Origin of the sequence: Streptomyces sp. NPDC096079 (assembly GCF_040303145.1) — a bacterium.
In the GTDB taxonomy this organism is placed as follows: Bacteria; Actinomycetota; Actinomycetes; order Streptomycetales; family Streptomycetaceae; genus Streptomyces.
This window is the reverse complement of record NZ_JBEOST010000005.1, coordinates 192,707-212,608: the sequence shown is the minus strand read 5'-3', so window position 1 is coordinate 212,608 and position 19,902 is coordinate 192,707. Positions and strand designations below refer to the sequence as shown.

Below are 19,902 nucleotides of genomic sequence, written 5' to 3'. Positions count from 1 at the left end.
GGGGTGATCAGCTCTTGGCGGCCGATCCGGCCCCGTTGCCCGACTTCTCCGTATCGGGTTCCTCGGACGTCTCGGACTTCCCGGTGTCCGTGTCCGTGTCCGTGTCCGAGGCGGTGTCCTCCGGCTCCGCGTCCGCGGCGTCGCCGGCCTTCTCGTCCTTCGCGTCCTTCGCGTCCTTCTTCGGCTCCACGATCTCCTCGCGGCCCGGGCGGATCCGCGCCGAGACCACCATGTAGACCACGGCCAGCAGGCCGACGATGATCGCCGTCCACACGTTCAGGCGCAGGCCGAGCACGTGGTGGGCCTCGTCGACGCGCAGGTACTCGGTCCAGACGCGGCCCGCGCAGTACGCGGCGACGTAGAGGGCGAAGGCGCGGCCGTGGCCGAGCTTGAAGCGGCGGTCGGCCCAGATGACGAGGAAGCCGACGGCGACGCACCAGAGCGACTCGTACAGGAAGGTCGGGTGGTAGAGCCCGGCCTCGCGGTTCACGCCCTCGGTGATCTTCAGCGCCCAGGGCAGGTCGGTCGGCTTGCCGTAGAGCTCCTGGTTGAACCAGTTGCCCCAACGGCCGATGGCCTGGGCGAAGGCGATGCCGGGAGCGATCGTGTCGGCGTACGCCGGGAGCGGGATGCCCCGGCGGCGGCAGCCGATCCAGGCGCCCACCGCGCCGAGCGCGATGGCACCCCAGATCCCGAGGCCGCCCTCCCAGATCTTGAAGGCGTCGACCCAGTTCTCACCCTCGCTGAAGTACAGCTGGTAGTCGGTGATCACGTGGTAGAGGCGTCCGCCGACGAGGCCGAAGGGCACCGCCCAGACGGCGATGTCGGCCACGGTGCCGGCGGTGCCGCCCCGGGCGATCCAGCGCTTGTTGCCGAGCCAGACGGCAACGAAGACACCGATGATGATGCAGAAGGCATAGCCGCGCAGCGGGATCGGTCCGAGGTGGATCACGCCGGTCGACGGGCTGGGAATGTAGGCAAGGTCCATGGCAGGACCGACGCTACCCTGCCGGGCGGGCGGGACGGCAGCCCGCCCGGCAACTTCTGGGTAACCAATCCGTCGGGCGGCCCGCCGGCTAGCCCGCCGACGGGGAGGCGGTGCCCGGCTTCTTGCCCTTGTTGGCCTCGGCGACCCACTTCTTCAGGTTCTCCGGGGAGATCTGCTCGTTCCCCTTGGTCGGGAAGATCGATTCTCCGTTGAGGAGGACGGACGGGGTGCCGCGGAAGCCGCCGTTCTGGAAGGCCTCGTTCGACTTCTTCACCCAGCTGTCGTGCGTGCCCTCGTTCACACAGCTGCGGAAGGCGGGCGTGTCGAGCCCCGGCACCTTCGCTGCCAGCTCGATCAGCTTGTCGTTGTTCCCGAAGGCGTCGTCCGTCTCCGGGGGCTGGTTGACGTAGAGCGTGTCGTGGTACGCGGTGAACTTCCCCGCGTCCTGGGCGCACGCGGCGGCGTTCGCCGCGCGGAGCGAGCCGCTGCCGCCCATGTTCCCGTCGATGAGGGTGGCGAGGTGGTACTCGGTCCTGAGGGCGCCGGAGGCCTCCAGCTCGTGGATCGAGTCCCGCATGACGTTCTCGAACTGGGCGCACGCCGGGCAGCGGAAGTCCTCCCAGACGGTCAGCGTCGACGGGGCGTCCGCCTTGCCCGTGGGGATCGCGGGCTTGGCGTCCTCGTCGGTCGCCCCGGTCGGCGCGACGACCGGTCCCGCCTTGTCGGACCCGCCGTCCTTGTCGCTGCCGGCGGCGATCACGCCGACGATCGCGGCGAGGCCGAGGACACCGACCACCGCCGCCGACACGATCAGGACGCGCCGCTGCTTCTCGCGGGCCTTGTCGCGCTCGCGCTGCTGCTGGAGGCGCTCCCGCGCGCTCCGGCTACCGTCACCACTGTTCTTCTCGCTCACGCCCCTGGCAACGAACCGGGGAGGCACATCCGCGCCTCCCCGGTCCCAGATCCACCCATATGGGCTACGAAACGCGGCGGACGCCCTCGGCGAGTTCGGCCGCCAGTTCCTTTACGGCGGTGAGTCCGGCCGTCTCGTCGCCGTCGGCGTCGAGGATCCGCTTCACGAAGGCGGAGCCCACGATGACCCCGTCGGCGAAGGCGGCGACCTCACGCGCCTGCGTGGCGTTGGAGACGCCGAGTCCCACGCACACCGGCAGTTCGGAGGTGGCGCGGGTGCGGCGGACCAGATCGGCCGCCGACTCGCCGACCGACTCGCGGGTGCCGGTGACGCCCATGAGCGAGGCCGCGTAGACGAAGCCGGAACCGGCGGCCGTGATGGTGGCGAGGCGCTCGTCCTTGCTGCTGGGCGCGACGACGAAGACGGTCGCGAGACCGTGCTTGTCGGCGTGCTCGCGCCAGACCGCGGACTCCTGGACCGGCAGGTCGGGCAGGATGCAGCCCGCGCCGCCGGCCTCGGCGAGCTCCTCGGTGAAGCGCTCGATGCCGTACCGGTCGATCGGGTTCCAGTAGGTCATGACGAGGACCGGCTTGCCGGTGGCCGCGTGGGCCTCGCGGACCGTCCGCATGACGTCGGCGATCTTCACGCCGCCGCGCAGGGCGATGTCGTCGGCGGTCTGGATGACCGGACCGTCGAGGACCGGGTCGCTGTGCGGGAGCCCGACCTCGACGACGTCGGCGCCGCCGTCGAAGACGGCCTTGATCGCGGCGATGCCGCCGTCGACGGTCGGGAAGCCGGCCGGCAGGTACGCGATGAGCGCCGCCCGGTTCTCGGCCTTGGCCTTGGCGAGGGTGTCGCTCAGCAGCTGGATGTTTCCGGTCGTCACTTGGAGCCCTCCCCGTCGTACAGCCCGAAGTAGCGGGCGGCCGTGTCCATGTCCTTGTCGCCGCGCCCGGAGAGGTTCACGAGCAGCAGGCCGTCCTTGCCGAGCTCCTTGCCGACCTCCAGGGCCCCGGCGAGGGCGTGCGCCGACTCGATGGCCGGGATGATGCCCTCCGTCCGGGAGAGCAGCCGCAGCGCCTGCATGGCGGCGTCGTCGGTGACGGCGCGGTACTCGCCCCGCCCGCTGTCCTTGAGGTAGGCGTGCTCGGGGCCGATGCCGGGGTAGTCGAGGCCGGCGGAGATCGAGTACGGCTCGGTGATCTGGCCCTCCTCGTCCTGGAGGACGTAGGAGCGGGACCCGTGGAGGATGCCGGGCTCGCCGGCGGTGAGGGTGGCCGCGTGCTCGCCGGTCTCGACGCCGTGCCCGGCCGGCTCGCAGCCGATCAGGCGCACGTCCGCGTCCGGGACGAAGGCGTGGAAGAGGCCGATGGCGTTGGAGCCGCCGCCGACGCAGGCGACGGCCGCGTCGGGCAGCCGCCCGGCGCGCTCCAGGATCTGGCGGCGGGCCTCGACGCCGATCACCCGGTGGAAGTCGCGGACCATCGCGGGGAAGGGGTGCGGGCCCGCGACGGTGCCGAACAGGTAGTGCGTCCGGTCCACGTTGGCGACCCAGTCGCGGAACGCCTCGTTGATGGCGTCCTTGAGGGTGCGGCTGCCGGACTTCACGGCCACGACCTCGGCGCCGAGCATCCGCATCCGGGCCACGTTGAGGGCCTGTCGCTGGGTGTCGACCTCGCCCATGTAGATGGTGCAGTCGAGGCCGAAGAGGGCGCAGGCGGTGGCGGTGGCGACGCCGTGCTGGCCGGCGCCGGTCTCGGCGATGACCCGCGTCTTGCCCATGCGCTTGGTCAGGAGGGCCTGCCCGAGCACGTTGTTGATCTTGTGCGAGCCGGTGTGGTTGAGGTCCTCCCGCTTGAGGAAGATCCGGGCACCGCCGGCGTGCTCGGCGAACCGCGGGACCTCGGTGAGGGCGCTCGGCCGGCCGGTGTAGTTGACCATCAGGTCGTTGAGCTCGCGGGCGAACTCGGGATCCGCCTTGGCCTTGTCGTACTCGACGGCGACCTCGTCGACGGCGGCGACGAGGGCCTCCGGGATGAACTTGCCGCCGTAGGCGCCGAAGTAGCCCTCCGGGCTGGGGACCTGGCCTTCCAGGTCCGGGATGAAGAACTCGCTGGACATGCGGATGCGCTCCTCGCGGGGCGGTGCCCCGGGATACGTGGGGTGGATGGTCACGTTATGCGCGCGACCCGTTCACGTACGGCAACGTCGCCCCCGCCGTTGTGGGCAGTCGTTCCGCTGGGGCGGAACGGGTGGGCACAACGGAACAGCGCCCTTGCCGGCGCCGGAGGCTCCCGAGCCCGAACCCGCACCGCGCATGACGGCGCACAAGGGGTGCGGGCCAGGCGCGGAACGCGGAGGCGCCGCGAGAGGGCGCCGTCCCGTCTGCCCACCCGTCCCGCCCTGCGGGACGATTGCCCACACGGGGGTGGCTAGGCGACGTACGTGAGAACGCGCGCGAGGCGCCCGCGCCATCGCATGCCGTTGACCTGGCCCGGCTCGGAGCCGATGACGTACCGGACCCGGCGGCCGTGGACACGGCGGGCGGGCGCGCGGCAGCCGCGCGGACGGCAGCCCCGGGCCAGGGGGGCGTGCTTGGAGACGGGGGCCGCGGCGGTACGGAGGCGGCCGCGGCGGCCCGAGGCGTCCGCGGGCACGCCCGGGCCGCCCGGGACGGAGCCCAGGGCGGTCGGCGTGGCGCGGACGGGGGTCATGACGCGGTCAGCTCCGGCCGTGGCGGAGGGCCGGGTGGGCGCCGGCGGCGACGAGGTCGGCGACGGCGGCCTTGGGGTCGCGGCCGGTGACGAGGGACTCGCCGACGAGGACCGCGTCGGCGCCCGCGTTGGCGTAGGCGATGAGGTCGTGCGGGCCGCGGACACCGGACTCGGCGACCTTGACGATGTGCGCGGGGATCTCGGGGGCGACGCGCTCGAAGGTGGAGCGGTCGACCTTGAGGGTCTTGAGGTTCCGCGCGTTGACGCCGATGATGCGGGCGCCCGCGTCGACGGCGCGCTCGACCTCCTCCTCGTCGTGGACCTCGACCAGCGGGGTCAGCCCGATGGACTCGGCACGCTCGATGAGGGAGACGAGCGCCTCCTGCTCCAGGGCGGCGACGATGAGGAGCGCGAGGTCGGCTCCGTACGCCCGTGCCTCCCAGAGCTGGTACGCGGTGACGATGAAGTCCTTGCGCAGCACCGGGATGTCGACCCGGGCGCGGACGGCCTCCAGGTCGGCGAGCGAGCCGCCGAAGCGGCGCTGCTCGGTGAGGACGGAGATGACGGCGGCGCCGCCCGCCTCGTAGTCCGCGGCGAGTCCGGCCGGGTCGGCGATCGCGGCGAGCGCGCCCTTGGACGGGCTGGAGCGCTTGACCTCGCAGATCACCTTGACGCCGTCGCCGCGCAGTGCGGCGACGCCGTCCTTGGCCTGCGGCGCCTTGGCGGCGCGCTCCTTGAGCTCGTCGAGGGTGACCCGCGCCTGCCGCTCTGCGAGGTCGGCGCGCACGCCTTCGATGATCTCGTCGAGCACACTCACGCGAGGGGCCCCCTTCCGGGACGGTGACGGTGATGATGAACCAGGTTCAGCCACTTCGATCCTATCCGCAGGACGGCCCCGGACTCGCATCGGCCGGAGTCGCGTCCCACCTGCTGGGACTCCCGGAGGGGTTCCGCGGGGCTCTCAGGGGGCCAGCGCGGAGCCGAAGGGAAGGTTACGGACCAGGGTGAAGAGGGCGAGGACGGCTCCGACGCCCCACCACAGGACCGGGGAGACCGCGAGGCGCATGGGCACGTCGCGGGCGGCGCGAACCAGCCAGACGACGATGACGACGGCGAAGATCCCGTAGCCGACGACGGCGAGGGCGTTGGCGCCGAGGGCCGCCGGGAGGTCGCCGTGGACGAAGGCGTGGGCGCTGCGGAGCCCGCCGCAGCCGGGGCAGTACAGGCCGGTGAAGCGGAGGAGCGGGCAGACGGGGTAGTGCCCTGGTTCGTTGGGATCGACGGTCCCGACGTAGGCGAACGCGGCGGCGACCCCGGCGAGCGTGGCGACCGGCACGAACAGCCGCCGCGCGAGCGGCCGGGCCGGGGGCGGCGGCGGTGTGTACGGACCGGACCAGGAGGCGTGGCCCGCGGGTGCGGTCGCGCCGGGAGCGTCGGTGTGAGCCCGCGGGCCGGGTCCGTCCGGCCACGAGGGCGGTACGGCAGCGCCCTGAGCGTCCACGACGCCCGACGGCCCGTCCGGAGCGCCGGGTGGCGCGCCCTGCGCGGCCGGTGGCGTCCCGGCGACCCCCTCCGTCGCCCCGCCCCGGTCCGGCGGCGTGGCATTCGGGTGGGCGGGTTCACCCGGCTGGGTGGGGGAATCGGTCACGGCTCCCGCCGTCGGCTGCGCGTCCACCCGGCGATTCTCGCTCCTGACGCGCGAGGGCGCAGCCCGGCACGGCCGGACTGCGCCCTCGGATGCGTCGTGTCGCGTCAGGCGCGGGCCCGGGCGGTCGCGGTCGCGACCTCGCGGGCGGCGACGACGTCCTCCGACTCCTTCGGCATGCCGAGACCCGCGATCTTCATCGCGCCGCCCACGATGCCGCCGAGGACGATGACGCCCACACCGGCCCAGAAGGCGGGCACGTTGGCGGCCACCATGAAGACGCCGGCGATGCAGAAGCCGATGAAGGAGATGATGACACCGGTCCAGGCGGCCGGGGTGTGTCCGTGGGCGCTGCCCGCCATGAGTTGCTCCTCGTTGCAGTTGCTCGATGGTGAGGTCTCGCGTGCGCGGACACTCGGCGCTCATTGTCCCGCACGCGGGCGCGCGAGGATGAATCGGGGGTGCCGGGACGATCACGCGTCGCGATCGGCTCCCCGGGTCACGCCTCCCGCGTCGGGTCCTCGCCGCGGTCGAGGGCCTTCCACAGGTCCTCGGGCCGGTCCGGGTCGGTGGTGGGGGCCTTGCGTCCCGCGCGCGGGACTCCGGAGCGCTCGTAGCGGCCACCCATCGCCGGCCAGTTCTTGCCGAAGCGGAGGGCGAAGAGGCCAGCGAGCAGGATGAGGACGGCGCCGGCGGCGGTCACGTACGGCCAGGCCGTGTGGGTGAGGCCGGCGACCGCGGCGGCGGTGTCGCCGCTGATCCGGGCGGCCTCGGCGTCGAGCGCGGCGCTGTCGGAGGCGCCGAGGACCGCGGCGAGCGCCGCTCCGGCGCCGCTGAGCGCGAGGAGCGTGGCGACGAGGGTGCGGCCGGTGCGGCGGACGGCGAAGACCGCGAAGAGCGCGGCGAGGCCGACGATCGCGAGGGCGGTCGGCACGCCGGTGACGGTGCCGCCGTCGGCCTCGACGGGGACGCTGCCGCCGCCGACGGACGCGGTGCCCTCCGCCCAGATCTGGCCCGCGGAGAGCAGGACGACGGTGGCGCCGAGGGCGCCGAGGAGGAGGGCCGCGGCCAGGCTGCGGCGGCCGCCGGTGGGGCCGCCCGGTCGGGCGGCCCGGGGCTGGGGTACGGGTACGGCACTCACGTACCCCACTATCCCCTACGTGCTCAGCTGCCGTTCATCCGGTTGGCCGTGTGGACGGCGCGGAGCACGGCCGCGGCCTTGTTGCGGCATTCGTTGTCCTCGCCGACGGGGTCGGAGTCGGCGACGACACCCGCTCCGGCCTGCACGTACGCCGTTCCGTCACGGAGCAGCGCGGTGCGGATGGCGATGGCGGTGTCCGCGTCTCCGGCGAAATCGAGATAACCGACACATCCGCCGTAGAGGCCGCGGCGGGAGGGTTCGAGCTCCTCGATGATCTGCATGGCGCGGGGCTTGGGCGCTCCGGAGAGCGTCCCGGCCGGGAAGCAGGCGGTGAGGACGTCGAAGGCGGTGCGGCCCTCGGCGACCTCGCCGGTGACGGTGGAGACGATGTGCATGACGTGCGAGTAGCGCTCGATCGACATGAAGTCGACGACCTCCACCGAGCCGGGCGCGCAGACCCGGCCGAGGTCGTTGCGGCCGAGGTCGACGAGCATGAGGTGCTCGGCGCGCTCCTTGGGGTCGGCCAGCAGCTCCTCGGCGAGGTCGTGGTCCTCCTGCGGGGTGGCACCGCGGTGCCGGGTGCCGGCGATGGGGTGGACCATGGCCCGCCCGTCCTCGACCTTGACGAGGGCCTCGGGCGAGGAGCCGACGACGTCGAAGCCGTTCTCGAAGCGGAAGAGGTACATGTACGGGGACGGGTTGGTGGCCCGCAGGACCCGGTACACGTCGAGCGCGGAGGCGGTGCAGGGGGTCTCGAAGCGCTGTGAGGGCACGACCTGGAAGGCCTCGCCCGCGCGGATGCGCTCCTTGATGTCCTCGACGGCGTCCTGGTAGGCCTTGCCGCCCCAGAGGGCGGAGAACTCGGGGAGCGCGGAGGGCGGCAGGGCGGCCGGAGCGGTCTCGACCGGGCGGGCCAGGTCGGCCTCCATGGCGTCGAGGCGGGCGACGGCGTGCGCGTACGCCTCGTCGACGCCGGTCTCCAGGTCGTTGTGGTTGATCGCGTTGGCGATCAGCAGGACCGTGCCGTCCCAGTGGTCGAGGACCGCGAGGTCGCTGGTGAGGAGCATGGTGAGCTCGGGGAGCTCCAGGTCGTCGCGGGTGGAGTCCCCGATCTTCTCCAGGCGGCGGACGATGTCGTAGCCGAGGTAGCCGACCATGCCGCCGGTGAAGGGGGGCATCCCGGACGCGAGGTCGCGGGGGGTGTGGAGGGTCTCGACCGTGGCGCGCAGGGCGGCGAGCGGGTCACCGTCGACGGGGACGCCGACGGGCGGGGTGCCCAGCCAGTGGGCCTGTCCGTCCCGCACCGTGAGGGTCGCGTCGCTGCGGACCCCGATGAAGGAGTAGCGGGACCAGCTGCGGCCGTTCTCCGCGGATTCGAGGAGGAAGGTGCCGGGGCGTTCGGCGGCGAGCTTGCGGTAGAGCCCGACCGGGGTGTCGCCGTCCGCGAGGAGCCTGCGGCTGACGGGGATGACGCGGCGGTCGGCCGCCAGCTTGCGGAAGGTCTCGAGATCCATGGCACCGGACCTTACTGGGATACGGGGAGCACGTCGGCGTCGAAGCAGGTGCGGGCGCCGGTGTGGCAGGCGGCTCCGACCTGGTCGACCTTGACGAGGAGGGTGTCGGCGTCGCAGTCGAGGGCGACGGACCTGACGTGCTGCACGTGGCCCGAGGTGTCGCCCTTGACCCAGTACTCGTTCCGGCTGCGGGACCAGTACGTGCAGCGGCCGGTGGTGAGGGTGCGGTGGAGCGCCTCGTCGTCCATCCAGCCGAGCATCAGCACCTCGCCGGTGTCGTACTGCTGGGCGATGGCGGGGACGAGGCCGTCGGGGCTGCGCTTGAGGCGCGCGGCGATGGCCGGGTCGAGGTCGCTGGGGGTCCGGGGCGTGCTGCTCATGGCGCCATTGTGCCGCGATCCGGGGCGGTGTCCGGCGGGGCGTCCACTGGGCGGACCGGACGGGCCGGTCGTACGCTGGCGGACATGTCGACCCATGCGAAACGTGAACGGCTTCTCCTCGCCGATCTGTTGGAGGCAGCGGGCCCGGACGCGCCGACGCTCTGCGAGGGCTGGCGGACCCGGGACCTCGCGGCCCACGTGGTGGTGCGGGAGCGGCGTCCGGACGCGGCGGCGGGCTCCGTCGTGCCGCCGCTGAAGGAGCGGCTGGAGCGGGTGCAGGCGGAGTTCGCCGGGAAGCCGTACGAGGAGCTGATCCAGCTCATCCGGACGGGTCCGCCGCGGTTCTCCCCGTTCACCATCAAGCAGGTGGACGAGGGGGCGAACGTCGTCGAGTTCTACGTGCACGCGGAGGACGTCCGGCGGGCCCAGCCCGACTGGTCGGCGCGCGAGCTGGACCCGGTCTTCGCGGACGCGCTCTGGTCCCGTCTGGAGCGGATGGCCCGGCTCCTGGGGCGCAAGGCCCCGGTGGGTCTGGTGCTGCGCCGTCCGAACGGGCAGACCGCGGTCGCCCACCGGGGCACCCCGGTGGTGACGGCCTCCGGCGAGCCGGGCGAGCTGGTGATGTACCTGTACGGCCGCCAGGACTCGGCGAAGGTGGCCCTGGAGGGCGAGCCCGAGGCGATCGAGCTGCTGCGGGAGACGAAGCAGCTGGGGATCTAGGGGGTGTTTCGAAAGTCCTGTGCGGTGCCCGCGGTGTCCGGTGCGTGCCCTCGGCGTGCCGGACGAAGGCCCTCGTAGCGGAGCTACTTGGGTCTTTGGCCGGTGCGGCGAGGGGGCGTGCCGGGCGCCGCGGGTGCTGTGCGGGACTTTCGAAACACCCCCTAGGGCCTGCCTTTCGGATCAGGCCGGGCTCAGCCGGTCGGGAGTTCGGCGCGGCGGAGGGCCGGGACGACGAGGGTGTAGACGCCGGCCAGGGCGCAGACCGAGGCGCTCGCGGCAAAGACCGGACCGGGTCCCCACAGGCCGATCGCCGCGCCGGTGACCGGGAAGGACAGCGGGGCGATGCCCAGGCTGGCGAGGCTGGAGACGGCGGTCACCCGGCCGAGGTAGGCGGGGTCGCACTCGGTCTGGACGAGGGCGTTGACCAGCGCCCCGGAGAGTCCGGCGAGCAGGCCGACGGCCAGGGCGACGACGGCGGCGACGGGCAGGTGCGGCGTGAAGGCGAGGGCGCCGATGGAGACGGCGCCGACCGTCATGGTCCAGCCGCTGACGGCCCCGGCGCGCGGGACGCGGCCTCGTACGGTCAGGAGCAGGGAGGCGGCCCCCGCGCCCGTACCGAAGCCCGCGAGGATCCAGCCGATGCCGGCGGCACCCCAGCCGCGCTGTTCGGAGAGGACCGCGAGTCCGACGTTGAGGGGTCCGACGAATCCGAGGTCGCTGAGGAGCACGACGATCATCAGCGGGCCCAGGACGCGATGTCCGCGCAGGTAGCGCAGTCCGTCGGCGAGGTCGCGCAGGGCGGTGCCGTCGCGGGCCCCGCTCGCGGCGGGCAGCGACCGCAGGCGGAGGGCGGACAGCAGGGGCAGGGAGAGGGCGAAGAGGATTCCGGCGGCGCCGAAGGCGGTGGCGGGGCCGCCGACGGCGACCGCGAGGCCGCCGAGCGGGGCCCCGAGGACGGCGCCGGCGCGGTGGGCGAGCCCGCGCATGCCCTGGACCCGGGCGAGCTGGTCGCGTGCGGCGATGCGCGGCGGCAGGGCGCCGACCGCCGGCAGGAACAGGGCGTCGACGACGCCGAAGACGAGGGCGACGGCGGCGAGGGCCCACAGGCCGGGCGAGGCGAGGAACAGGGTGGCGGCGAGACCGAGGACGACCAGGGCGCGGACGGCGTCGGAGGCGATGACGACCCGGCGCGGGCCGAGGCGGTCGGCGACCACTCCCCCGCCGAGCATGAGCAGCGCGCGGGGCACGGCGGAGACGGCCATGACGAGCCCGGCCTGGGCGGGGGTGCCGGTACTGACCACGGTCCAGGAGAGGGCGAGGTAGTAGACGCTGTCGCCGAGGGTGGAGGCGGTGTAGGCGCCGAGCCAGCGCAGGACCTGGGGGTCGCGGTGGGCGGGGCGGGCGGGCGCGGGGGCGGTCGTCGTCATCGTCATGATCAGCCCCGGTAGGGGAAGCCGTGGAGGTGGACGGCGACGTTCTCGCGCCCCTCGGTGTCGCCGGCGGCCTCGGCGGCGCGAGCGGCCTGGTCGTACTTCCTGAGCAGCGCGTCGAGCTCCTTGCCGAGGGCGGCGAGCTCGGGGGCGGTGAGGCGCGGCAGCCATTCGGAGCTGATCGCGGCCGAGCGCCATGCGTCGGACCAGGTGTGCCGCTCGTCGCGGAAGCGGGCGTGCATCCGGCTGCGCTGCTCGTCGACGGTCCGGCCGAAGGCGGCGCTCGCCGCGGCCAGCTCGGGGGCGTCACGGATGTCCTCGTCGTGGATGCTGAAGCCGTACGAGCTGGGCTGCCACCACCGCTCCCGCCCGTCCGTCGACTGCGCCGGGGCCTCCTCGATGAGGCCGTGCTCGGCGAGCTTGCGCAGGTGGTAGCTGACGAGGGAGACGGCCTCGTCGACCTGCTCGGCGAGCTGGGAGGCGGTGGCGGTGCGGGTCACGTGCAGGGCGCGGTAGAGCCGCATGCGCAGCGGGTGCGCGATCGCTTTGAGGGTGCCGAGATCGGTGATCCGGCGGTTCTCCGACGAGGTCATGTCCACGACCATAGATAGGAAAGGAAAGTTGCGCAACAGAAATTGCGCAAGTAATCCTGTGCACCTGGGCAAGAAGAAGGGCCCCCGAAGGGGCCCCTCTCACGGCGTCGTTCAGCGGACCGCGTGGCCCGCCTCCCGCAGCGTCTCCTTGACCTGCGAGATCCGCAGGTCGCCGAAGTGGAACACGGAGGCGGCGAGCACCGCGTCCGCGCCCGCGGCCACGGCCGGCGGGAAGTCGGCGAGCCGGCCGGCGCCGCCGGAGGCGATCACCGGGACCGTCACGTGCTTGCGCACGGCGGCGATCATCTCGGTGTCGTAGCCGTCCTTCGTGCCGTCGGCGTCCATCGAGTTGAGCAGGATCTCCCCCGCGCCCAGCTCGGCGGCCCGGTGCGCCCACTCGACGGCGTCGATGCCGGTGCCCTTGCGGCCGCCGTGCGTCGTCACCTCGAAGAAGCCCGAGGCGGTGCGGCGCGCGTCCACGGACAGCACGAGCACCTGCCGGCCGAAGCGCTCCGCGATCTCCCGGATCAGCTCGGGCCGCACGATCGCGGCGGTGTTGACGCCCACCTTGTCGGCGCCCGCCCGCAGCAGCTTGTCGACGTCCTCGGCCGAGCGGACGCCGCCGCCGACCGTGAGCGGGATGAAGACCTGCTCGGCGGTGCGGCGCACCACGTCGTAGGTGGTCTCCCGGTTGCCGGAGGAGGCGGTGATGTCGAGGAAGGTCAGCTCGTCGGCGCCCTCGGCGTCGTACAGCTTGGCCATCTCGACGGGGTCGCCCGCGTCCCGCAGGTTCTGGAAGTTGACGCCCTTGACGACCCGGCCGTTGTCCACGTCCAGGCAGGGGATCACCCGTACGGCGAGACTCATGCTTCCTCACCCCTGAAGGCCTCGACCTCGACCTCGACCACGAGACGCGGGTCGACGAAGCCGGAGACGATGATCATGGAAGCGGCGGGGCGGACGGCGTCGAACAGCTCCTTGTGCGCGCGGCCCACCTCGTCCACGTCCCGGGCGTGCGTGATGTACATCCGGGTCCTGACGACGTGCTCGGCGCCCAGGTCCAGCTGCTTCAGCGCCCCGAGGGCCACGTTGAAGGCGTTGACGGCCTGGTCGTACGGCCCGCCGTCGGCGATCTGGCCGTCGACCACGGAGGTGCAGCCGGAGACCAGCACCGTGCCGTTCGGGAGTTCCACCGCGCGGGAGTAGCCGAACTGCTCCTCCCAGGGAGCACCGGTGACGACCTTGCGGACCTCGGAGGTCACGACGCCACCGCCGCGAGCGCCTCTTCGAGGGTGAACGCCTTGGCGTACAGCGCCTTGCCGACGATCGCGCCCTCGACGCCGAGCGGGACCAGACCGGACAGGGCCCGCAGGTCGTCCAGGGACGACACGCCGCCGGAGGCGACGACGGGCTTGTCGGTGGCCGCGCAGACGTTCTTCAGGAGCTCCAGGTTGGGGCCCTGGAGGGTGCCGTCCTTGGCGATGTCGGTGACGACGTAGCGCGAGCAGCCCTCGGCGTCGAGGCGGGCGAGCGTCTCGTACAGGTCGCCGCCGTCGCGGGTCCAGCCGCGGCCGCGCAGGGTCGTGCCGCGCACGTCGAGGCCGACGGCGATCTTGTCGCCGTGCTCGGCGATGACCTTGGCGACCCACTCGGGGGTCTCCAGGGCGGCGGTGCCGAGGTTGACGCGGGTGCAGCCGGTGGCGAGGGCGGCGGCGAGCGTGGCGTCGTCGCGGATGCCGCCGGAGAGCTCGACCTTGATGTCCATGGCCTCGGTGACCTGGCGGACCAGGTCGCGGTTGTCGCCGGTGCCGAAGGCGGCGTCCAGGTCGACCAGGTGGAGCCACTCGGCGCCGGCGCGCTGCCAGGCCAGGGCGGCCTCCAGCGGGGAGCCGTAGGAGGTCTCGCTGCCGGACTCCCCGTGGACGAGCCGGACGGCCTGGCCGTCGCGGACGTCGACGGCGGGGAGGAGTTCGAGAGTGCTCACAGGGTTCCGATCCAGTTGGTGAGGAGCTGGGCTCCGGCGTCGCCGGACTTCTCGGGGTGGAACTGGGTCGCCCACAGGGCGCCGTTCTCCACGGCCGCGACGAAGGGCTCGCCGTGGGTCGCCCAGCTGACCTTGGGGGCGCGGATGTTGGGGTTGCCGACCTCCAGGGTCCACTCCCGCACCGCGTAGGAGTGCACGAAGTAGTACCGGGCGTCGGCGTCGAGCCCCGCGAAGAGCTGGGTGTCGGCGGGCGCGTCGACGGTGTTCCAGCCCATGTGGGGGACGACGGGGGCGTCGAGCGGTTCGACCGTACCGGGCCACTCGTCGAGGCCCTCGGTCTCCACGCCGTGCTCGATGCCCTGGGCGAAGAGGATCTGCATGCCGACGCAGATGCCCATGACCGGGCGGCCGCCGGAGAGCCTGCGGCCGATGATCCAGTCGCCGCGGGCCTCCTTGAGGCCCTGCATGCAGGCGGAGAAGGCACCGACGCCGGGGACGAGGAGTCCGTCGGCGTTCATGGCCGTGTCGTAGTCGCGGGTGATCTCGACGTCGGCTCCCACGCGGGCGAGCGCGCGCTCGGCGGAGCGCACGTTCCCGAAGCCGTAGTCGAAGACGACGACCTTCTTCGCGGACGTCGTGCTCATGACCACACGTCCAGACGCAGCACACCGGCGGACAGGCACATCGCGGCGCCGATGGAGAGGAGCACGATGAGGCCCTTGGGCATCTTCTGCTTGACGAAGGAGTAGATGCCGCCGAGCAGGAAGAGCCCGACGAGGATCAGGATGGTGGAGAGGCCGTTCACGGCTAGAGCGCGCCCTTCGTGGAGGGGAGGATTCCGGCGGCGCGCGGATCGCGCTCGGAGGCGTAGCGCAGCGCGCGGGCCAGGGCCTTGAACTGGCACTCCACGATGTGGTGGGCGTTGCGGCCGTACGGCACGTGGACGTGCAGCGCGATCTGGGCCTGGGCGACGAAGGACTCCAGGATGTGCCGGGTCATCGTCGTGTCGTACGAGCCGATCATCGGCGCCATGTTCTCGGGCTCGGTGTGCACGAGGTACGGGCGGCCGGAGAGGTCGACGGTGACCTGGGCGAGCGACTCGTCCAGCGGGACCGTGCAGTTGCCGAAGCGGTAGATGCCGACCTTGTCGCCGAGGGCCTGCTTGAAGGCGGCGCCGAGCGCGAGGGCGGTGTCCTCGATGGTGTGGTGCGAGTCGATGTGCAGGTCGCCGTCGGTCTTGACCGTGAGGTCGAAGAGCCCGTGGCGGCCGAGCTGGTCGAGCATGTGGTCGTAGAAGCCGACCCCGGTCGACACGTCGACCTTCCCGGTGCCGTCGAGGTCTATCTCGACGACGACGGAGGTCTCCTTGGTGGTGCGCTCAACGCGGCCTACGCGGCTCATCGCTCCTGCTCCTTCATCAATTCACGGACCGCGTCGAGGAACGCGTCGTTCTCTTCGGGGGTGCCTGCGGTGACCCGCAGCCATCCCGGTACGCCGTTGTCCCGGACCAGGACGCCCCGGTCGAGGATCGACTGCCAGGCCGCGTGCGTGTCGGGGAACCTCCCGAACTGCACGAAGTTGGCGTCGGAGTCGGTGACCTCGCAGCCGAGGGCGCGCAGCTCGGTGACGAGCCGGTCGCGCTCGGCCTTGAGCTGCTCGACGTACCCGAGGAGGGTGTCGGTGTACTCCAGGGCGGCGAGCGCGGTGGCCTGGGTGACGGCCGAGAGGTGGTACGGCAGGCGGACCAGCTGGACGGCGTCGACCACGGCCGGGTGGGCGGCGAGGTAGCCGAGGCGGAGCCCGGCGGCGCCGAAGGCCTTGGACATGGTGCGGGAGACCACCAGGTGCGGGCGGCCCTCCAGGAGCGGCAGCAGCGAGTCGCGGTGGCTGAACTCCACGTACGCCTCGTCCACGACGACCACCGAGGGCTTCGCCGCCTGGGCCGCCTCGTACAGGGCGAGGACGGTGTCGGCCGCGACGGCGGTGCCCGTGGGGTTGTTGGGCGAGGCGATGAAGACGACGTCCGGCGCGTTCTCCGCGATGGCCTGGACGGCCGCCTCCACGTCGATGGTGAAGTCCTCGTTGCGCGGGCCGGAGATCCAGCCGGTGCCGGTGCCGCGGGCGATCAGCGCGTGCATCGAGTACGAGGGCTCGAAGCCGATCGCCGTGCGGCCCGGGCCGCCGAAGGTCTGGAGGAGCTGCTGGAGGACCTCGTTGGAGCCGTTGGCCGCCCACACGTTCTCCAGGCCGACGGGGTGGCCGCCGGTCCGGGTGAGGTAGGCGGCGAGCCCGGTGCGCAGCTCGACCGCGTCACGGTCGGGGTAGCGGTTGAGGCCGCGGGCGGCCTCGGCGACACGCTCCGCGATCCGGGCCACGAGCGGCTCGGGCAGCGGGTAGGGGTTCTCGTTGGTGTTCAGCTGGACCGGGACGTCGAGCTGGGGCGCGCCGTAGGGGGACTTGCCGCGCAGCTCGTCCCGGACGGGCAGGTCGTCGATCTTGATCTGGCTCACTTGCTCTACGGAACCTTCCATCCGAACCGTGCCTTGATCGCCGCGCCGTGGGCGGGCAGGTCCTCGGCCTCGGCGAGGGTGACGACGTGGTGGGCGACGTCGGCGAGGGCGTCGCGCGTGTAGTCCACGATGTGCACCCCGCGCAGGAAGGACTGCACGGAGAGGCCCGAGGAGTGGCAGGCGCAGCCGCCGGTGGGCAGGACGTGGTTGGAGCCCGCGCAGTAGTCGCCGAGGGAGACGGGCGCCCAGGGGCCGACGAAGATCGCGCCGGCGTTGCGGACGCGGTCGGCGACGGCGGCGGCGTCGGCGGTCTGGATCTCCAGGTGCTCCGCGCCGTACGCGTCGACGACCTTGAGGCCGTCGGCGAGGTCGCGGACGAGGACGATCGCCGACTGGCGGCCCGCCAGGGCCGGGACGATCCGGTCGTCGACGTGCTTGGAGGCGGCGACCTGGGTCTTCAGCTCGGCCTCGGTGGCGGCGGCCAGTTCGTCCGAGTCGGTGACGAGGACGGAGGCGGCCATCGGGTCGTGCTCGGCCTGGCTGATGAGGTCGGCGGCGACGTGGACCGGGTCGGCGGTGGAGTCCGCGAGGATCGCGATCTCCGTCGGGCCCGCCTCGGCGTCGATGCCGATGCGGCCCTTGAGGAGGCGCTTGGCGGCGGCCACGTAGATGTTGCCCGGCCCGGTGACCAGGTCGACCGGGGCGCAGCCGGGCTCGTCGGCCGTCCCCGCGCCGCCGAGGGTGCCGTACGCGAACATGGCGATGGCCTGGGCGCCGCCGGCGGCGTACACCTCGTCGACGCCGAGGAGGGCGCAGGCGGCCAGGATCGTCGGGTGCGGCAGGCCGCCGAACTCCTTCTGCGGGGGCGAGGCGACGGCCAGGCCCTGGACGCCGGCCTCCTGGGCCGGGACGACGTTCATCACGACGGACGACGGGTAGACCGCGCGGCCGCCCGGCACGTACAGGCCGACGCGCTCGACGGGGATCCACTTCTCGGTGACCGTGCCGCCGGGGACGACCTGGGTGGTGTGGGTGGTGCGGCGCTGCTCGCGGTGGACGAGCCGGGCGCGCCGGATGGACTCCTCCAGGGCGGCCCGGACGGCCGGGTCGAGCTCGTCGAGGGCGCGGGTGATCGCCTCGGCGGGGACGCGGAGGGAGGGAACCCGGACGCCGTCGAATTTCTCCCCGTAGTCGATCACCGCCGCCGCGCCATGATGCCGGACGTCCTCGCAGATCGGCCGCACCTTCTCCAGGGCGGCTTCCACGTCGAACTCGGCACGGGGCAGCAGGTCGCGCAGTGCGGAACCCTCGGGAAGGGCCTCGCCGCGCAGATCGATTCGAGAGATCACGGGTCAATTCTCTCAGACGCCCCACAGCGTCGGACGCCCGTATCACTGGCTGATACGCGCCACGGTGGCGTCTCCTCGCCACTCCTGACCGTTAGCGTTCAGCCCGTCACAGCGCGGGAAGAACGACTGTACGAATCCACGAATCCCGGGAAGCGGAATCGTGGGAGCGCATCGGGGAAAGCGAGGGGGCGGCAGTGACCGAGCCGCACGAGGACGGGATTCCGGACGGTCTCACGGGCCCGGAGCGGGCCATGTGGCGGGCGTTCCGGATCGGCAGGACCTGCGATCTGACGGAGGGGATCGCGGACCGGGACGACCCTTTCGGGGGACGGGAGTGGGGGGAGGAGCGGAGTGTCCGCGCCGACGTGGTGGCGCTGCTGCTGCTCGACGGGCCGCCGGCGCGGTCCGGACGGGTGGCCGCGCTGAAGCTGCGCGGGGTGCGGATCACCGGCGTGCTGAACCTGGCGGGCGGGACGATAGGGCCGTACGTGGAGTTGCACGGCTGCCGGTTCGACGGCGAGGTGGTGCTGCCGGAGGCCCGGTTCGGGACGCTGCGGATGGTCGAGTGCGCGCTGCCGCGCCTGGAGGCGGCCCGGCTGCACACGGAGGGGGACCTGCATCTGCCGCGCTGCCGGGTGCGGCGGGGCATCCGGCTGACGGACGCCCAGATCGGCACGGACCTGCTGATCAACCAGATCCAGGTGTGGCCGGACCGGCGGGGGCGGGCCATCACGGCGGACGGGATGGTGGTCGCCCAGGACCTCCAGGCCGAGCTGATCGAGACCCACGGGGAGCTGAGCCTGCGCGGGGCGAAGGTGGGCGTGTCGCTCAGCCTCCGGGGCAGCGTGCTGCGCGGGGCGCAGGGCCGCCGCGCGCTGAACGCCCCGCAGCTGACGGTGGAGCGCTCGCTCTATCTGAACGCCGCGTGGGTGTACGACACGACGGGCGGCTCGGGATGGACCGGAAGCTCCACGGCCACTCCGCCGTACGGGGTGACGCCCGCCCAGGGCACCCGGCGCAAGCCGGTGGAGTGCCACGGCGGGGTGCGGCTGGACGACGGGCGGTTCGGTGACGCGGTGGACCTCCACCACGCCCGCTTCCTGCTGGACGGCGGCCGCCGGGACGAGCTGTCGCTGCGCCGGATCGTCACCCCGGAGCTGCGGTTCAACGGCGAGCGCCCGGAGGAGGGGCGGGTCGTGCTCAACGGCGCGAAGGTCGTCACGCTGATCGACCTGTCGACCAGCTGGCCGGGGCCCGGGGGCCTGGCGATGGGCGGCTTCGCCTACGAGAACCTCGTGCCGTACGGCCACTTCCCGCTGGCCCGGCGGCTCGAATGGGTGGCGGCGGCGACCCCGGAGTACGCGCCCGAGCCGTACGAGCGCCTGGCGACGGTCCTGCGGAACAGCGGCGAGGACGCGGACGCCCGCGAGGTGCTGCTCGCCAAGCAGCGGCGCAGACGGGAGACGCTGCCGATCGCGGGCAAGCTGTGGGGGTTCCTCCAGGACTGGACGGTCGCGTACGGCTACCGGCCGGGCCGGGCGGCGCTGTGGATGGCCGTGCTGTGGGGGGCGGGCACGGTGGCCTTCACCCACTACCGCCCGATACCGATGAAGGCGGACGAGGCACCCGAGTGGAACGCCACGCTGTACGCGCTCGACCTCCTGGTGCCCGTGATCAACCTCGGCCAGGACGGCTACTGGCGCCTGGAGGGCCTGTGGCAGTGGGCGGCCGCGGCACTGACCCTGCTCGGCTGGATCCTCGCGACCACGGTGGCGGCGGGCGCGACCCGGCTGCTGCGGAGGGGGTGAGGCCAGTCCTCCGGGAGGGTTGAGCCCGGTCCCCCCGGAGGGGTGAGGCCGATCCTCCGGGGGGTTGAGCCCGGGCCCCCCGGCGGGGTGAGGCCGATCCTCCGGGGGGTTGAGCCCGGTCCCCCGGGAAGGGGTGAGGCCGGTCCCTTCGAGGGGTTGAGCCCGGTCCCCCGGGAGGGGTGAGGCCGGGTCCCTTCGAGGGGGGTGAGGCCG

At 72.9% G+C, this 19,902-nt stretch carries 23 protein-coding genes; 2 read left to right on the top strand and 21 right to left on the bottom strand.

Annotated elements, in window-relative coordinates:
- Positions 1 to 7: 7 nt before the first annotated feature.
- The 11 genes from lgt to hisI form a co-directional block, all read right to left on the bottom strand.
- Positions 8 to 988: a prolipoprotein diacylglyceryl transferase gene (lgt, locus tag ABTY59_RS13380; RefSeq protein ID WP_352019044.1), complete on the bottom strand. Its 981-nt coding sequence runs from the start codon at positions 986 to 988 to the stop codon at positions 8 to 10.
- An 88-nt stretch (positions 989 to 1,076) separates the two neighbouring features.
- A complete protein-coding gene (locus tag ABTY59_RS13375; protein ID WP_352019043.1) occupies positions 1,077 to 1,901 on the bottom strand; it encodes a DsbA family protein in 825 nt (274 codons plus the stop codon).
- A gap of 64 nt (positions 1,902 to 1,965) precedes the next feature.
- The gene (gene trpA / locus ABTY59_RS13370) at positions 1,966 to 2,787 is read right to left on the bottom strand and encodes a tryptophan synthase subunit alpha (RefSeq protein WP_352019042.1); all 822 of its coding nucleotides are present in this window, start codon (positions 2,785 to 2,787) and stop codon (positions 1,966 to 1,968) included.
- Positions 2,784 to 4,022, bottom strand: a complete 1,239-nt coding sequence (gene trpB, locus ABTY59_RS13365) for a tryptophan synthase subunit beta (RefSeq protein ID WP_352019041.1) — start codon at positions 4,020 to 4,022, stop codon at positions 2,784 to 2,786. The genes trpA and trpB overlap by 4 nt, the downstream gene beginning before the upstream one ends.
- Before the next feature lie 311 nt (positions 4,023 to 4,333).
- Positions 4,334 to 4,615 (bottom strand): tryptophan biosynthesis modulator TrpM, encoded by a 282-nt coding sequence (gene trpM, locus ABTY59_RS13360; protein ID WP_352019227.1) that lies wholly within the window; start codon positions 4,613 to 4,615, stop codon positions 4,334 to 4,336.
- A 7-nt stretch (positions 4,616 to 4,622) separates the two neighbouring features.
- The gene (gene trpC / locus ABTY59_RS13355; protein WP_123451331.1) at positions 4,623 to 5,432 is read right to left on the bottom strand and encodes an indole-3-glycerol phosphate synthase TrpC; all 810 of its coding nucleotides are present in this window, start codon (positions 5,430 to 5,432) and stop codon (positions 4,623 to 4,625) included.
- 144 nt (positions 5,433 to 5,576) lie between these two features.
- Positions 5,577 to 6,263, bottom strand: a complete 687-nt coding sequence (locus ABTY59_RS37660; RefSeq protein WP_502995361.1) for a DUF2752 domain-containing protein — start codon at positions 6,261 to 6,263, stop codon at positions 5,577 to 5,579.
- A gap of 104 nt (positions 6,264 to 6,367) precedes the next feature.
- On the bottom strand, positions 6,368 to 6,622 hold the full coding sequence (locus ABTY59_RS13345; RefSeq protein ID WP_352019040.1) for an HGxxPAAW family protein: 255 nt from the start codon (positions 6,620 to 6,622) through the stop codon (positions 6,368 to 6,370).
- 137 nt (positions 6,623 to 6,759) lie between these two features.
- Entirely contained in the window at positions 6,760 to 7,410 is a 651-nt protein-coding gene (locus ABTY59_RS13340) for a TIGR02234 family membrane protein (protein ID WP_352019039.1), read from the bottom strand.
- A gap of 14 nt (positions 7,411 to 7,424) precedes the next feature.
- Entirely contained in the window at positions 7,425 to 8,915 is a 1,491-nt protein-coding gene (locus ABTY59_RS13335) for an anthranilate synthase component I (protein WP_352019038.1), read from the bottom strand.
- An 11-nt stretch (positions 8,916 to 8,926) separates the two neighbouring features.
- The gene (gene hisI, locus ABTY59_RS13330) at positions 8,927 to 9,295 is read right to left on the bottom strand and encodes a phosphoribosyl-AMP cyclohydrolase (protein WP_352019037.1); all 369 of its coding nucleotides are present in this window, start codon (positions 9,293 to 9,295) and stop codon (positions 8,927 to 8,929) included.
- An 84-nt stretch (positions 9,296 to 9,379) separates the two neighbouring features.
- Between hisI and ABTY59_RS13325 the strand changes: the two genes are divergently transcribed.
- A complete protein-coding gene (locus ABTY59_RS13325; protein ID WP_352019036.1) occupies positions 9,380 to 10,015 on the top strand; it encodes a TIGR03085 family metal-binding protein in 636 nt (211 codons plus the stop codon).
- A gap of 191 nt (positions 10,016 to 10,206) precedes the next feature.
- On the opposite strand, the gene ABTY59_RS13320 is transcribed toward ABTY59_RS13325, so the two are convergent.
- The 10 genes from ABTY59_RS13320 to hisD all read right to left on the bottom strand — a co-directional run bounded on the left by ABTY59_RS13320 (position 10,207) and on the right by hisD (position 17,881).
- The gene (locus ABTY59_RS13320; protein ID WP_352019035.1) at positions 10,207 to 11,448 is read right to left on the bottom strand and encodes an MFS transporter; all 1,242 of its coding nucleotides are present in this window, start codon (positions 11,446 to 11,448) and stop codon (positions 10,207 to 10,209) included.
- A gap of 2 nt (positions 11,449 to 11,450) precedes the next feature.
- Positions 11,451 to 12,038, bottom strand: coding sequence for an ArsR/SmtB family transcription factor (locus tag ABTY59_RS13315; RefSeq protein WP_352019034.1), 588 nt, complete (start codon positions 12,036 to 12,038; stop codon positions 11,451 to 11,453).
- A gap of 111 nt (positions 12,039 to 12,149) precedes the next feature.
- Entirely contained in the window at positions 12,150 to 12,905 is a 756-nt protein-coding gene (hisF, locus tag ABTY59_RS13310) for an imidazole glycerol phosphate synthase subunit HisF (protein WP_352019033.1), read from the bottom strand.
- Positions 12,902 to 13,300, bottom strand: coding sequence for a RidA family protein (locus ABTY59_RS13305; protein WP_352019032.1), 399 nt, complete (start codon positions 13,298 to 13,300; stop codon positions 12,902 to 12,904). Before ABTY59_RS13305 ends, hisF begins: the two co-directional genes overlap by 4 nt.
- On the bottom strand, positions 13,297 to 14,022 hold the full coding sequence (gene priA, locus ABTY59_RS13300; RefSeq protein WP_352019031.1) for a bifunctional 1-(5-phosphoribosyl)-5-((5-phosphoribosylamino)methylideneamino)imidazole-4-carboxamide isomerase/phosphoribosylanthranilate isomerase PriA: 726 nt from the start codon (positions 14,020 to 14,022) through the stop codon (positions 13,297 to 13,299). Before priA ends, ABTY59_RS13305 begins: the two co-directional genes overlap by 4 nt.
- Positions 14,019 to 14,666 carry an imidazole glycerol phosphate synthase subunit HisH gene (hisH, locus tag ABTY59_RS13295; RefSeq protein ID WP_352019030.1) on the bottom strand — a complete coding sequence of 216 codons (648 nt, stop codon included), beginning with the start codon at positions 14,664 to 14,666 and terminating at the stop codon, positions 14,019 to 14,021. The genes priA and hisH overlap by 4 nt, the downstream gene beginning before the upstream one ends.
- On the bottom strand, positions 14,663 to 14,827 hold the full coding sequence (locus tag ABTY59_RS13290; RefSeq protein WP_189802292.1) for a CG2302 family histidine operon protein: 165 nt from the start codon (positions 14,825 to 14,827) through the stop codon (positions 14,663 to 14,665). Before ABTY59_RS13290 ends, hisH begins: the two co-directional genes overlap by 4 nt.
- Positions 14,828 to 14,829: 2 nt before the next feature.
- A complete protein-coding gene (gene hisB / locus ABTY59_RS13285) occupies positions 14,830 to 15,423 on the bottom strand; it encodes an imidazoleglycerol-phosphate dehydratase HisB (RefSeq protein ID WP_030492957.1) in 594 nt (197 codons plus the stop codon).
- On the bottom strand, positions 15,420 to 16,532 hold the full coding sequence (locus tag ABTY59_RS13280) for a histidinol-phosphate transaminase (RefSeq protein WP_352019029.1): 1,113 nt from the start codon (positions 16,530 to 16,532) through the stop codon (positions 15,420 to 15,422). The genes hisB and ABTY59_RS13280 overlap by 4 nt, the downstream gene beginning before the upstream one ends.
- A 5-nt stretch (positions 16,533 to 16,537) precedes the next feature.
- Positions 16,538 to 17,881 (bottom strand): histidinol dehydrogenase, encoded by a 1,344-nt coding sequence (hisD, locus tag ABTY59_RS13275; protein WP_352019028.1) that lies wholly within the window; start codon positions 17,879 to 17,881, stop codon positions 16,538 to 16,540.
- Between the two features lie 194 nt (positions 17,882 to 18,075).
- On the opposite strand from hisD, the gene ABTY59_RS13270 reads away from it, so the two are divergent.
- The gene (locus ABTY59_RS13270; RefSeq protein ID WP_352019027.1) at positions 18,076 to 19,689 is read left to right on the top strand and encodes an oxidoreductase; all 1,614 of its coding nucleotides are present in this window, start codon (positions 18,076 to 18,078) and stop codon (positions 19,687 to 19,689) included.
- Positions 19,690 to 19,902: the final 213 nt, after the last annotated feature.

What these genes read in the sequence shown, in the direction of transcription:
- lgt (WP_352019044.1), bottom strand. Translation starts at nt 988, where the DNA reads ATGGACCTTGCCTACATTCCCAGCCCGTCGACCGGCGTGATCCACCTC.
- trpB (WP_352019041.1), bottom strand. Translation starts at nt 4,022, where the DNA reads ATGTCCAGCGAGTTCTTCATCCCGGACCTGGAAGGCCAGGTCCCCAGC.
- trpM (WP_352019227.1), bottom strand. Translation starts at nt 4,615, where the DNA reads ATGACCCCCGTCCGCGCCACGCCGACCGCCCTGGGCTCCGTCCCGGGC.
- ABTY59_RS13345 (WP_352019040.1), bottom strand. Translation starts at nt 6,622, where the DNA reads ATGGCGGGCAGCGCCCACGGACACACCCCGGCCGCCTGGACCGGTGTC.
- ABTY59_RS13335 (WP_352019038.1), bottom strand. Translation starts at nt 8,915, where the DNA reads ATGGATCTCGAGACCTTCCGCAAGCTGGCGGCCGACCGCCGCGTCATC.
- hisI (WP_352019037.1), bottom strand. Translation starts at nt 9,295, where the DNA reads ATGAGCAGCACGCCCCGGACCCCCAGCGACCTCGACCCGGCCATCGCC.
- ABTY59_RS13325 (WP_352019036.1), top strand. Translation starts at nt 9,380, where the DNA reads ATGTCGACCCATGCGAAACGTGAACGGCTTCTCCTCGCCGATCTGTTG.
- ABTY59_RS13320 (WP_352019035.1), bottom strand. Translation starts at nt 11,448, where the DNA reads ATGACGATGACGACGACCGCCCCCGCGCCCGCCCGCCCCGCCCACCGC.
- ABTY59_RS13315 (WP_352019034.1), bottom strand. Translation starts at nt 12,038, where the DNA reads ATGACCTCGTCGGAGAACCGCCGGATCACCGATCTCGGCACCCTCAAA.
- hisF (WP_352019033.1), bottom strand. Translation starts at nt 12,905, where the DNA reads ATGAGTCTCGCCGTACGGGTGATCCCCTGCCTGGACGTGGACAACGGC.
- hisH (WP_352019030.1), bottom strand. Translation starts at nt 14,666, where the DNA reads ATGAGCACGACGTCCGCGAAGAAGGTCGTCGTCTTCGACTACGGCTTC.
- hisB (WP_030492957.1), bottom strand. Translation starts at nt 15,423, where the DNA reads ATGAGCCGCGTAGGCCGCGTTGAGCGCACCACCAAGGAGACCTCCGTC.